Origin of the sequence: Streptomyces sp. Edi2 (assembly GCF_040253635.1) — a bacterium.
Taxonomy (GTDB): domain Bacteria; phylum Actinomycetota; class Actinomycetes; order Streptomycetales; family Streptomycetaceae; genus Streptomyces.
Window position 1 is genome coordinate 1577144 of record NZ_JBEJGX010000003.1, and the last position, 12022, is coordinate 1589165.

The following is a 12022-nucleotide window of genomic DNA, read 5'->3' on the forward strand; positions in this document are numbered from 1 at the left end:
TGTACGAAGCCGAATGCGGAACGGCGGCGCAACGATCCGCCAGCCTACCTCGCGCGGGTTGCCGTGCTGGTCATGGGTGAGGAACGCGATAGCCGCTCAGCAAAAACACCACGGACCGCTCGCGTTCGACCCAGACGGAGGTGTCCAGGTCCACGGACTGCAGCAGCGCGCACTCGATTTCGTAGCCGCCGTCGGCCAGTGCCCGGCCCAGGACTTCGGCCTCGTCGCGGGTGGCGGCGTGGGTGACGATCCGTTCGGGACGGCGGGCCGCGCAGGCGGTGACGACCTCCGCTCCCCCGCCGCCGACCCGGATCACATCGGGCTCGGGCAGGTCCTCCAGGACCTGCGGCGCCCGCCCGTGCATGACCTGGAGTTGGACACCGTGGCGGCGGGCGAGGGCGGCGGTGCGTCCGCAGGCGTCGGGGTCGGCGTCCACCGCGATGACGGCGGCACCAAAGCGCCCGGCCTCCACCGCGGCGGCTCCGCTGCCCGCGCCGATGTCCCAGACGAGGTCGCCCACCTGGGGCCCGAGGCGGGCGAGTTGTGCGGTGCGCAGCTGGACGGACTCGCCCTCGCCCAGGGCGCCGCCGTAGGCCCGGGCCGGAAGTCCCCAGCCGCGCGCGCCCGTCGGATAGCCGACCTCGCGGCCGGCGATCCAGCCGGTCCCCTGGGCCGCGGCGCCGCCGGGCGAACCCCCGATGACAATGACGACATTGGGGTCACGCCAGACATGATCGGCGGCCTTGTCCGATGTGAGTACCGTCACCCGCTCCCGTTCGGTGCCCAGGTCCTCGCAGATGACGAAGGTGCGGTGGACGCCGCCGAGCAGCAGGGCGAGTTCGGCGGGCCCGGCGCCGGGCGAGGTGAGCACCGCGACCTTGGTGTGGGCGCGGCAGACGTTCACCGCGCGGCGCAGATCGCGGCTGTGGGCGACCACGACCTGGGCGTCGTCCCAGGGCATTCCGGCCCGGGCGAAGGCGGCGGCGACGGAGGAGACGGCCGGTACCACTTCGACTTCCAGGCCGTGCTCGGGTGCCCGCAGGGTGCGTACGACGCCGAAGAAGCCGGGGTCGCCGTCGGCGAGCACGACGGCGGTGCCGCGGTGCTGGGCGATGCGGCGGGCTGCCAGGGTCACGCTGCCGAGCCGGATCCGCTCGGCGTTCGGCGGGACTTCGGGCAGTGCGAGGTGGTGAGCGGCGCCGGCCACCAGCGTGGCGGCACCGAGGGCGGAGCGGGCGGCGGCGGCCAGCGCGGAGCCGTCCCATCCGATCACCGTGACCCGGTCGGCCATGCTCGTCAGTCTCCTGGGGCTGCTGTGGTTGTGCGCGGGGGCGGCAGGCGGACCGGCTGCGGGCGGCCGCAGGCCGGTGAGGTGCCGCTGGGGCGCTGGTCCGCGCGGGTCGCGCAGATGCGCGGCAGGCCGAGGGTACCCCGAGAGGTACGGACCGGAGTGCGGGCGTGGGTCAGTTCCACTCGGGGTAGGAAAATGCGTTCTCCTCCGCAGGCCCGCCCGGGATCGCGTCCAGGTCCTCGGGCAGCAGGCTCCACACGATCAGATCGGTGCGGATGTCCGTCCAACCGCCGTCCTCGGTGCGGCTGCGGACGATGAAGGCGTTGCGCAGCACGCCCTCGCTGATGCAGCCGATCTTCTGGGCGACCTGCTGGGAGGCGGTGTTGCCGGCAGCGGTGCGCAATTCGATGCGTTCGAATTTCTGGTCGTGGAAGAGCCAGTGGGCGACGGCGAGCGAGGCCTCGGAGGCATACCCCTCGCCGCGGGCCCAGGAGGCGACGACGTAGCTGATCTCGCTGGAGCGGATCCGCCAGTCGGTGTGGCGCAGCTGGATCACGCCGACCAGGCGCTGGGTGAGGAATTCGGTGACCGCGAAGTCGATGCCGTGGCCCGAGGTCCGTTCGGCGGGGGCGTTCTCGGTGGTCCAGGTGCGCGCGGCGGCCTCGGTGTACGGCTGGGGTATCGCGGTCCAGGCGGCGACCAGCTCGTCGTTCATCATGGCGGTGAGGGACGGCACGTCGGCCTCTTCGAAGGGGCGCAGCACCAACCGGTCCGTGCTGATGGAGATGTCCGGAAAGGTGGATGTCATGCCGCTGCTCCCACGCCGTTGACTGTGGTGTCCGGAACGTCGCGGGCTGTGAGACCGCGAGGTCACGGGCCGTCTTGACCGTCTTGAATGCACCAGCATGCAGCATCGGCCCGCGGGTGTGCACGCGCGTGGGCCCCGGCCGCGTGCTGCGCGGATCCGGGGCCCGGTGGCCACGCCTGCGGACGGCCGCCTTCCGGTGACCTGCGCAGGGGCGGCCGCACGTCCGCACCCGCCCCCCGAAGGAGGGTGGGCGGCGGGGAAAAACGCTCAGGACAGGAGCGGCGGCGTCAGCTCTTGGCGGGGCCGAAGGCCGGGATGACCGAGCCGTCCTTGTACTTGTCCTCGATGAACTTCTTGACCTCGGGCGAGTTCAGGAGCTTGGCCAGCTTCTTGATCCGCGGGTCGCTCTCGTTGCCCTTCTTGACGGCGAGGAAGTTGGCGTAGGGGTTGCCCTTCGCCTTCTCCAGGGCGAGCGCGTCGGTGGAGGGCTTGAGGTGGGCGCCGATGGCGAAGTTGCCGTTGATGATCGCGGCGTCGACGTCGTCGATGCGCGGCGCGGTCTGGGCGGCCTCCAGCTCGGTGATCTTGATGCCCTTGTCGTCCTTGACGTCGGTCAGCTTGGCGTCGGAGCCGACGCCGGGCTTGAGGGTGATCACCCCGTTGTCGGCGAGCAGCTTGAGCGCCCGGCCCTCGTTGGAGGGGTCGTTGGGGACCGAGACGGTGCTGCCGGACTTGAGCTGGGACAGCTTGTCGATCTTCTTGGAGTAGACCCCCAGCGGCTCGATGAGCACGTTCTGGACGGGCACGATGTGCGTGCCGTTCTCCTTGTTGAAGGTGTCGAGGAACGGCTTGTGCTGGAAGAAGTTGGCGTCGACCTGGCCGTCGTCGGTGACCTTGTTGGGGATCTTGTAGTCGTTGAACGGCTTGACGACCAGCTTGAGGCCCGCCTTCGCCGCCAGCTTGTTCTTGACGAAGTCGAGAATGGCGCCGTGCGGAGTGGGGCTCGCGGCGACGACGAGGGGGGCGTTCTTGTCGCCCTTGCCGGTGCTCGCGGTGGTGTCGGAGGGGGCCGAGCAGGCGCTCGCGCCGAGGGCGACGGCGGAGGCGGCGGCTACGGCGACGGAGATCTTGACGGTGTTGCGCACGAAGAGTGCCTCTTTCTTGTTGCCACGCGCGCGTTCACGCGTGATGTCCGCCCGGCAAAGGGTCCGGGCTGCGGGGTGGAGCGGTGCTCCGGTATCAGGCGGCCTCGGTAACCGCGGCCGGTTCCTCGGCACGGGCGCGGCGCAGGCCGACCCGCAGGAAGGAGGTACGGGTGCCGCGCTCGGCGAGCCGGCGGACGACGAGGTCACCGAGCAGCTGGACGAGGGAGACCAGGACGATCAGCTCCACCACGGTGGCGATCATCAGTGAGGTCTCGTACTGCTGGTAGCCGTAGGTATAGGCGAGGTTGCCCAGGCCGCCGCCGCCGACCGCACCGGCGATCGCGGAGTAGCCGATCAGCTGGATGACGAGCGTGGTGACGCCCGCGATCAGCGCGGGCAGCGCCTGCGGGAGGAGCACCTTGAAGATGATGGTCCAGGTGCCGCCGCCCATGGCGTGGGCGGCCTCGACCAGGCCGCCGTCGACCTCACGCAGTGCGGCCTCCACCAGCCGGGCGAAGAACGGGATGGCGGCGAGGGCCAGCGGGACCACCGCGCCGGTCGGGCCGATCGAGACGCCGACCAGGAGGCGGGTGAACGGGATCAGCACCACGATCAGGATCAGGAACGGGAAGGACCGCCCGATGTTCGCGATCCCGCCGAGCACCTTGTTGACCACGACGTTCTGCAGGATGGCGCCCCGCTGGGTCAGGTGCAGCAGCACACCGACGGGGATGCCGATGAGCACCGCGTAGAACGTCGACCACCACACCATGAAGAGGGTGTCGAGGGTGTTGTCGTACAGCAGCGGCTGCATCTCGGTCCAGGTCACTTGGCACCTTCCTTCTCCAGCGTGGCGCCGGCCGCGACGACGCTCAGCGCGTCATCGACCGCCTGGCCCGCAACATCCGCCACGTCCACCTGGAGCCCCTGCTCGCGCAGGAAGCCGATGGGCACGACGTTCTCCTCGAAGCGGCCGGGCAGCTCGATGCGCATCCGGCCGACCTGCTTGCCGCCGACGGTGTCCATGGCGGCGCCGAGGATCGAGATGTCGACGTTGTAGGTGCGCGACAGCTCGGAGATCACCGGGCGGGTGGCGGCCGAGCCGTGGAAGGTGACGTCGACGACGGTGCGGTCGTCGGCCGACGGTTCGCCGCCGACCGGGAACAGCTCCCTGGCCAGCTCGGAGCCGGGGGTGGCCAGCAGCTCGGCGACGGTGCCCTGCTCGATCACCCGGCCGTTCTTCATCAGCGCGGCCGAGTCGCAGATCGTCTTGACGACGTCCATCTCGTGCGTGATGAGCACGATGGTCAGGCCCAGCTTGCGGTTGAGGTCACGCAGCAGCTGGAGGATGGAGCGGGTGGTCTCCGGGTCCAGGGCGCTGGTGGCCTCGTCGGAGAGCAGCACCTTGGGGTCGCCGGCCAGCGCGCGGGCGATGCCCACGCGCTGCTTCTGGCCGCCGGAGAGCTGGGCGGGGTAGGCCTTGGCCTTGTCGGCGAGGCCGACGAGGTCCAGCAGCTCCAGCGCCTTGCGGGAGCGCTCACGGCGGTCGACCTTGAGGATCTCCAGCGGCAGCTCGACGTTGTCCTGCACGGTGCGCGAGGACAGCAGGTTGAAGTGCTGGAAGACCATGCCGATGTGGCTGCGGGCGGCACGCAGCTGGGCGCCGGCGCGCTTGCCGCGCCCGGCGATGGACGTCAGCTCCTGGCCGGCGACGGTGACCGTGCCGGAGGTGGGGCGCTCCAGGAGGTTGAGGCAGCGGATGAGGGTGGATTTTCCGGCGCCGCTCTGGCCGATGACGCCGTACACCTCGCCCTCGCGGACGTGCAGATCGACGCCGTCCAGGGCGGTGACTTCGCGGTCTCCTGAACGGTAGACCTTGGTCAGGCCCGTTGTGGTGATCACTAGGGAATTCCGTCACTGTCGAGTGCTCGGCGGCTCGCCCGCCGGGCACGGGGCATTCTTGCGAGTGCGGCAGAGGGGAACGGGGAGCGGCGGCGGGCGCGGGGCCCGGCTCCGGGTTCCGGTGACGCGGGGCGGCCGGGGGCGTCGGGAGTCCGACGTACGGCTCATGGCAGGGTCTCGCTTCGGGGCGCGAGGCTCAGGCGGGGGCCCTCAGCGGTCACACATTCGACACATGCAACGAGCACCGGGCGTCAGGTACGCCTCGGTCGCAGGGGTGCGGTTGCTCGTCGTGGTCATGGCGGCAAGTAAACCAGACAGCGGGATGGCCGGATCAAGCCAGTCCGCATGGCGGACACACCTGATCAATCCGTGGACAGGGCCGCACGGGACGCGGGTGACCTCCACCGATCCGGCCGTGGCCTGCGCGGATGCCGGAGGGAGCGTAGGGGCGAGGACACCCCCGGGCAGTACTTCCGCCCGGTGGGTTGTGGCCAACGCCACGGTCCGGTCCCGAGGTCATCGCCCCCGCGGTTTCCGCCGCCGGGCGGCCGGCCACGGTGGGGCCGGACGCCGCCACCCGCCCGCCGCCGATTAGCATCGCCCCATGCCCCACAACCCCACGGCGCGCAGCCACGTGGCCCGGAGGTCGCGGTGATCGACGCGCTGACGATCGCGGTCGCGGTGACCGCTCTCGCCCTCGCCGCCTGGTGCGGCTTCGCCGCCTTCCGCGACCAGCCGACCAAGGACTGGCACTTCATCGGCATGGCCCTGGTGTCGCTTCTCGGACTGGTCCAACTGGTCGTTGCCGGCGTGCAGTTGGCGGGTGGAGCGGCACCGGACAAGGGCACCGCGCTCTTTGTCTCGTATCTGCTCGGGGCGGCCGCCTGTGTGCCCGCGACCGGGTTCATGTCGCTCTCGGAGCGCACCCGCTGGGGTTCGGCCACCGTCGCGGCGGGTGCCGTGGTGCTGGCGGTACTGGAAGTGCGGCTGTTCGACATCTGGGGAGGCGGCAGTGCCTGAGACCACGGCAACCACGGCGGCGGACGGCACCGCGGCGACCGCCCCGGCGAGGCGTTCCCTGGGCACCGGCCCCGGGCGCCTGCTGGTCACGCTCTACGGCATCTTCACCGTCGCGGCCGCCTCCCGCTCGCTCTACCAGCTGATCGCCCAGTTCGACCGGGCTCCGCTGGCATACAGCCTCTCGGCGGTTTCCGCGGTCGTCTACGGGTTCATCACCTTCTCGCTGGTGCGCGGGGGTGAGGGCGCCCGCCGGGCCGCGATCGCCTGCTGTGCCCTGGAACTGCTCGGGGTGCTCGGCATCGGCACCTGGACGCTGCTCGACCGGTCCGCTTTCCCCGACGCCACGGTCTGGTCGGACTACGGCATGGGCTACCTCTTCATTCCGGTCATCCTGCCCGTCACCGGCCTGCTGTGGCTGCGCCGGGCCCGTACAGAGCAGCCCGCCGCCTGAGGGCGTCCCCCCAGGGAGCCGGAAGGCCGGAAGGGGGGTGTGGGCCCCGGCCGCGCGGCCGGGAGCCACACCCCCCTTTCTCATGCCGGGGCGGCTTCACGCCCGGGCTGCATCACGCCTGGGCGGCGAACTCCCCCTGGCTCGGTTCGGCGGGCGTCCCCACGGCCTCCGTGCGGAGCTCCTTCTCCAGCGTCACCACGCTCAGCCGGGGGGTGCGCTGCTCGGTGCCCACGGGCGCATAGCCGCGGCTGCGGTACAGCCGCAGATTGCCCTCGCTGCGGTGGCCGGTGAACAGGCGGTAGCGGGTGGCCGACCGCTCGGCCGCCAGCCGCGCCTCGACGGCGTCCAGCAGCCGCCCGCCCAGGCCGTGCCGCTGCATCCGCGGGTGCACGATGAGCTTGGCTATCCGCGCGGTGCCGTCCTCGTCGACCGTGCCGCGCACGGACCCGACCACCTCCTCGCCGAGCCTGGCCACCATGACGCAGCCCTCGCCCAGTTCGGCGCGCAGCGCCTGCAGCGTCTGGGTGAGCGGTTCGATGCCGTAGTCGTCGTACAGCGCGGCTTCCTGCTGGTAGCAGAGGTACTGGAGTTTGAGGATCTGCTCGGCGTCCTGGTCGGTCGCCGCAGAGATGGTCACGCTCGTGCCCATGCGCGTATGCCTCCCCTATTCGGTTCGTTGGTCCGGGCGCCGAGGGTGAGAGGGTGCGCCCGGAACGATGTGCCCTGACGGACGGCGCCGTGGGGTACCCGTCGCCGCCCTGACGTGGCTGACACTGCTTCTTCCGGGTTCCCCGGTATGTGGCAGCGGCAATCTCCGCCGCGAGCATTCTGCGCAGGCATATGGGGCAGACGGAACGGACCGGCACCGAGCTCTCCTGTGACATTCCCAACTCAGATGAGAGTGCTGGGGAGTCAGTGCAGTCGGAGGAGAGCGCAGGGGAGGTGGTGCCGGTCCGGACTCCGTCACGTCGGCGGTCCGACGCGAAGGGGCCGCACCGAGGCCGTGCCGGGCCCCGATGGTCAGCCCTTGCGGAACTCCGCGGCCGCCAGCAGCGCGGTGTCGGGGTTGTCGGAGAACAGGCCGTCGATCCCCGTGCCCAGGAGCGCCTTGAAGAAGGGCAGGGAGTCGCCGTAGGCGTTCGGGTCGGTGCCGCGGCGCAAGTCCGTCGGCAGGAAGGTGTTCTCGTTGCGGACGGTGTAGGGGTGCAGCACCAGTCCGGCGGCGTGCGCGTCCTTGACCACGGAGCTGGGCTTGCCGAGCTTGCCGTCGGCGTCCCGGGGGATGATCACGGTCAGGTCCGGGCCGATGCCCTGGGCGAAGCCGGCGAGCCACTTCAGGCCCTCGGGCTTGACCAGGTCGGCCACGGTGCGCGGGTCACCGGACACCGTGAAGTCCCAGGGCTGGTCCTTGAGCGTGCCCAGCAGGACCACCTTGGGGCAGTCGACCAGCTTGTCCAGGCGCTGGATGCTGCTCGGCTCGAAGGACTGCAGGAAGTTCGGGGAGTTCTTCCGGTGCCGGCCGTGCGCCCGCAGCGCCTTGGCCAGCCGCTCCTCCAGGCCGAGGCCGAGCTTCCGGAAGTAGGTGGGGTGCTTGGTCTCGATGTGCAGCCAGACGCGGCGGCCCCGCTTGCGGCCCTCGCGCTCGGCCCACTGCAGGACCTCCTCGAAGGTCGGCACCTCCCACACGCCGTCGTAGAGGGTGTTGTGCTGGCGGGTGCCCGGTATGCGCTCCTTGGCGCGCAGGGTCTTGAGCTCGGCGAGCGTGAAGTCCTCGGTGAACCAGCCGGTCAGCTTCACCCCGTCCACGGTCTTGGTGGTCTTGCGGTCCGCGAACTCGGGGTGCGCGGAGACATCGGTGGTGGCGGTGATGTCGTTCTCGTGACGGCAGACCAGATGCCCGTCCTTGGTGGGGACGAGGTCCTGCTCGATGACGTCCGCGCCCATGTCGAGGGCGAGTTGGTAGGAGCCGAAGGTGTGCTCGGGGCGGTAGCCGCTGGCGCCGCGGTGGCCGACGATCAGCGGCACCGGCAGTTCCTGGGGCGCGCCCTCCCGGGCACGGGCGCTCGCGCTCGCCTGGCCGGCTCCGCCGAATACCGCCGCTCCCGCGCCGAGCGCCGCGGCCCCCAGTACCGTCCGTCGTCCCGGCTGCTGCCGCTTGTGCATGCCCACGCTCCTTGTCCGAGGTGTTTTTGTTTGTTCCAGGTGCTTCCGGGTGTTTTCCGGCGTGCGGTGAGGCGTGTTGCACACCGGCCCACGGAACCAGGCTGATCGTAAGCACGGACGGGTCATGCCGGGGAGACGCCCACCAACATAGGGGGGAACATGGTGGAAACACACGTCAACCGTGGGTCAACTGTGCGTATCGACCTCGTGAACCCGGCGTGCGAGCGGGAGTGACCCGCGAGTATTGTCCTGGGCTGCAGAGTTCTGCGCCCGCTTGACGTTGACCAGTCGCGACCCGGAGGGCCCGTTGTCCCGCATTGTGCTGAAGGCGATTCTCGGATTCGTCATGCGTGTCCTGTACCGCCCGAAGGTTGAGGGCATGGAGCGCATTCCGGCGACCGGACCGGTGATCCTGGCCGGCAATCACGTCACCTTCATCGATTCGCTGTTCCTGGGCCTGCTGGTCAAGCGCCCGGTGTACTTCATCGGCAAGGACGAGTACGTCACCGGCAAGGGCCTCAAGGGCCGGCTGATGGCCTGGTTCTTCACCAGCACCGGCATGGTCCCGGTGGACCGCGACGGCGGGCACGGCGGGGTCGCAGCGCTGATGACCGGCCGCCGGATCCTGGAGGACGGCAAGGTCTTCGGCATCTACCCCGAGGGCACCCGCTCCCCCGACGGCCGTCTCTACCGCGGCCGTACGGGCATCGCCCGGCTCACCCTGATGACCGGCGCGCCCGTCGTCCCGTTCGCGATGATCGGCACGGACAAGGTGCAGCCCGGCGGCAAGGGCCGCCCGCGCATCGCCCCGGTGACGGTGCGCTTCGGTGAGCCGCTGGACTTCTCCCGCTACGACGGCATGGACCGCGACCGCTATGTGCTGCGGGCCGTCACCGACGAGGTGATGAGCGACGTGATGGAGCTGTCCGGCCAGGAGTACGTCGACATCTACGCCACCAAGGCCAGGGCCGCCTGACCTGCCCTCCACCCGCACCACGGGCCCCGTCCGATTTCCGGACGGGGCCCGTGGTGCGTGCGGTGCGTGCGGTGCTCCCCCCGGGGGGGCAGCAGGCACTCGGCCCGCCCGGGGTCAGCAGGCACCCGGCCCGCCCCGGATCAGCAGGGCACCCGGAAGCCGCCGGGGGCGCGCTGGCCCTCGGCGCCGCCGGTCAGCGCCGTACGCAGCGCCGCCTCGGGCCGCGGTACCACGCTGCCGTCGGCCTGCAGCAGTTGCTGGCGCTGGGTGACGGTGCCGGTGCGGGCGCCGGGCACCCCCGCGTTCTTGACCCGCACCCGGTTCAACGGTGCGGGCGTGAGCTGCTTCTTGGTGCGGACGAAGGAGATGAAGCTCTCGTAGTCGCGGGTGTGCCGGACCGGTGCGGTGAAGCCGGTGAAGGCGCTGAAGCCGTCCTGGTTGATGAGGGTGTACGAGGGGGCGGCGAGGCGGTAGCGGCGGCCGGTGTCGAGTGCGGAGCCGTCGATGAAGACGTCGGCGGGGTCGATCCGCCGGCCGACCGGTCCCGCGGCGTCGAAGGTGTAGCGGACGTTTCCGGAGACCGCCAGCGGTGAGAAGCCAAGCCCGCCGCCGGCCGTCGGCGCCCACTGTTCCTCCAGCGCGTCATGGATCTGCCGGCCGGTGACGGTGACGGTCAGGATCGGGTCGCCGAAGCCCACGGAGTTCCAGGCCTGCGCAAAGGTGAGGGTGCCGTCGGTCTCCTGGTTGCGGATCAGGTCGCCGGCGATCAGCGCCTGGCCGACGCGCGGGGCGACCGCGATCACGGCGAGGTCGGCGGGGGTGTTGGGGTGGTCGGCGGGGTCGTCCATCGGGCCGTGCGGCTGCCGGCCCGCCCACAGCGCCCAGTCGGCGACGAGGTTGCCCATGGTGGACTCCCCCAGCGTGTTGCGCCGCCGGGTGAAGGAGGCGGTCTGGGTGCCGATCTTGGTGCGGGCGCGGCGGGAGGCGTAGTCCGCCCAGTAGCCGGCGATCGAGCGCAGCTCGGGATCCGGCGTCACATCGCGGGTGTTGGGGTGGTTGGTGGAGGTGGTCAGCTCCCGGATCACCGCTCCGGTGTCCGGGTCGAGGCGGAGGTTGATCTCGTTGATGATCTGCCCGTAGCAGCCGGCCTCGACGAAGGGGCGGGGGTCGCCGTTGGGGTCGGGGAGCATCATGGTGAAGGCGCGGTGCCAGTGGCCGGTGACGATGGCATCGATGTCGGGCGAGACGCGCAGCGCCAGTTCGTAGGCGGGTCCCGAGGGGTTCTTGCCGCTGGAGAAGTCGCTGCCGGCCACCGCGCCGTCGTGCATGCTGAGCACGATCGCATGGACGCCGCGCTTCTTGAGCTCCGCGGCACAGCGGTTGGCGGTCTCCAGTTCGTCCAGGGTGCGCAGTCCCGGCTGGTAGGAGCCGGGGAACGACTCGGTGCCGATGGCGGTCAGATGGATGAAGCCGATCGCCAGCCGGCGGCCCTGCCCGGCATCCACGTACTCGATGTTGTACGGCGCCAGTACGGGCTCGCCGGTCGCGTTCCACACCATGTTGGCGCAGTAGTAGGGGAACTTCGCGCCCTCGAAGCGGCGCCCGGTGGAGTCCTTGAAGTCGTCGTCCCGTCCGACGACCGGGAAGGCGTCACCGTCGCCCATGTGCGAGGTCAGGAAGGCCGCCGACTTGTCGAACTCGTGGTTGCCGGTCGAGGCGAAGTCCATGCCCATGGCGTTGAGCGCCTCGATGGTGGGTTCGTCGGCGAAGGAGGAGGCGTCGAACTCCCAGCCGGAGAAGAGGTCGCCGGGGGCGAAGAAGAGCGAGTTGTCGCGGCCGTCTCTCAGCCGCTCCAGGTGGGCGGCCATATAGGCCACGCCGCCCACGGTGTACGTCTTCCCGCCGGCACCGGTGATGAGGGAGTTGGCGCCCGGGGCGCCCTGCAGGTAGCCGTGCAGATCGGTGATGTTGAGGAGCTGGACGTCGACGTATTCGTCGGCGGTGGCCGCGTCGCGGGCGTGGCCGGTGGCGTAGGCGTTGCTTCCGATGGCGCTCGCGGTGGCCAGGGCCCCCGCGGCGGTGAGGAAGGAGCGTCGTCCGATGTCGCGCACTGCGTCACTCTCCTGAACGAGCCGTCCGTAGGGGGACGACGGGAGAGTCAAGCGAGCCGCGCCGGACGGCCGGTCACCAGCACACGTACCGGGCGTGAACAGGCGAGGGACAGTCGCCCCCAGGGCGTGTCCCGTGGATCATGGCCGGTGCACGG

11 protein-coding genes are annotated in these 12022 nt (G+C 70.7%); 3 read left to right on the forward strand and 8 right to left on the reverse strand.

Going from position 1 to position 12022, the window contains the following annotated elements; genetic code table 11:
• Positions 1-70 precede the first annotated feature (70 nt).
• The 5 genes from cbiE to ABR737_RS10475 all read right to left on the reverse strand — a co-directional run bounded on the left by cbiE (position 71) and on the right by ABR737_RS10475 (position 5146).
• Positions 71-1291 (reverse strand): precorrin-6y C5,15-methyltransferase (decarboxylating) subunit CbiE, encoded by a 1221-nt coding sequence (cbiE, locus tag ABR737_RS10455; protein WP_350249901.1) that lies wholly within the window; start codon positions 1289-1291, stop codon positions 71-73.
• Positions 1292-1463: 172 nt separating this feature from the next.
• Entirely contained in the window at positions 1464-2099 is a 636-nt protein-coding gene (locus tag ABR737_RS10460) for a GNAT family N-acetyltransferase (protein WP_350249902.1), read from the reverse strand.
• A gap of 287 nt (positions 2100-2386) precedes the next feature.
• Entirely contained in the window at positions 2387-3244 is an 858-nt protein-coding gene (locus tag ABR737_RS10465; RefSeq protein ID WP_350249903.1) for a MetQ/NlpA family ABC transporter substrate-binding protein, read from the reverse strand.
• A 94-nt stretch (positions 3245-3338) separates the two neighbouring features.
• Positions 3339-4073 carry a methionine ABC transporter permease gene (locus ABR737_RS10470; protein WP_350249904.1) on the reverse strand — a complete coding sequence of 245 codons (735 nt, stop codon included), beginning with the start codon at positions 4071-4073 and terminating at the stop codon, positions 3339-3341.
• Complete coding sequence (locus ABR737_RS10475; protein ID WP_350249905.1) at positions 4070-5146, reverse strand: methionine ABC transporter ATP-binding protein; 1077 nt, start codon at positions 5144-5146, stop codon at positions 4070-4072. The genes ABR737_RS10470 and ABR737_RS10475 overlap by 4 nt, the downstream gene beginning before the upstream one ends.
• A 651-nt stretch (positions 5147-5797) precedes the next feature.
• On the opposite strand from ABR737_RS10475, the gene ABR737_RS10480 reads away from it, so the two are divergent.
• Together ABR737_RS10480 and ABR737_RS10485 are read left to right on the forward strand one after the other, a co-directional pair.
• Complete coding sequence (locus tag ABR737_RS10480; protein ID WP_336054751.1) at positions 5798-6166, forward strand: hypothetical protein; 369 nt, start codon at positions 5798-5800, stop codon at positions 6164-6166.
• Complete coding sequence (locus tag ABR737_RS10485) at positions 6159-6617, forward strand: hypothetical protein (RefSeq protein WP_350249906.1); 459 nt, start codon at positions 6159-6161, stop codon at positions 6615-6617. The genes ABR737_RS10480 and ABR737_RS10485 overlap by 8 nt, the downstream gene beginning before the upstream one ends.
• Before the next feature lie 112 nt (positions 6618-6729).
• Here ABR737_RS10485 and ABR737_RS10490 read toward each other — a convergent pair whose 3' ends face one another.
• Positions 6730-7266 carry a GNAT family N-acetyltransferase gene (locus tag ABR737_RS10490; RefSeq protein WP_350249907.1) on the reverse strand — a complete coding sequence of 179 codons (537 nt, stop codon included), beginning with the start codon at positions 7264-7266 and terminating at the stop codon, positions 6730-6732.
• Between the two features lie 371 nt (positions 7267-7637).
• Positions 7638-8780, reverse strand: coding sequence for a glycerophosphodiester phosphodiesterase (locus tag ABR737_RS10495; RefSeq protein WP_350249908.1), 1143 nt, complete (start codon positions 8778-8780; stop codon positions 7638-7640).
• Positions 8781-9087: 307 nt separating this feature from the next.
• Between ABR737_RS10495 and ABR737_RS10500 the strand changes: the two genes are divergently transcribed.
• Positions 9088-9756 carry a lysophospholipid acyltransferase family protein gene (locus ABR737_RS10500; protein WP_350249909.1) on the forward strand — a complete coding sequence of 223 codons (669 nt, stop codon included), beginning with the start codon at positions 9088-9090 and terminating at the stop codon, positions 9754-9756.
• A 140-nt stretch (positions 9757-9896) separates the two neighbouring features.
• Here ABR737_RS10500 and ABR737_RS10505 read toward each other — a convergent pair whose 3' ends face one another.
• The gene (locus ABR737_RS10505; protein ID WP_350249910.1) at positions 9897-11867 is read right to left on the reverse strand and encodes a bifunctional metallophosphatase/5'-nucleotidase; all 1971 of its coding nucleotides are present in this window, start codon (positions 11865-11867) and stop codon (positions 9897-9899) included.
• Between the last annotated feature and the right edge of the window lie 155 nt (positions 11868-12022).

Bases quoted from the DNA above. Each gene is read 5' to 3' on its own strand.
- cbiE (WP_350249901.1), bottom strand. From the start codon at position 1,291: ATGGCCGACCGGGTCACGGTGATCGGATGGGACGGCTCCGCGCTGGCC.
- ABR737_RS10460 (WP_350249902.1), bottom strand. From the start codon at position 2,099: ATGACATCCACCTTTCCGGACATCTCCATCAGCACGGACCGGTTGGTG.
- ABR737_RS10490 (WP_350249907.1), bottom strand. From the start codon at position 7,266: ATGGGCACGAGCGTGACCATCTCTGCGGCGACCGACCAGGACGCCGAG.
- ABR737_RS10495 (WP_350249908.1), bottom strand. From the start codon at position 8,780: ATGCACAAGCGGCAGCAGCCGGGACGACGGACGGTACTGGGGGCCGCG.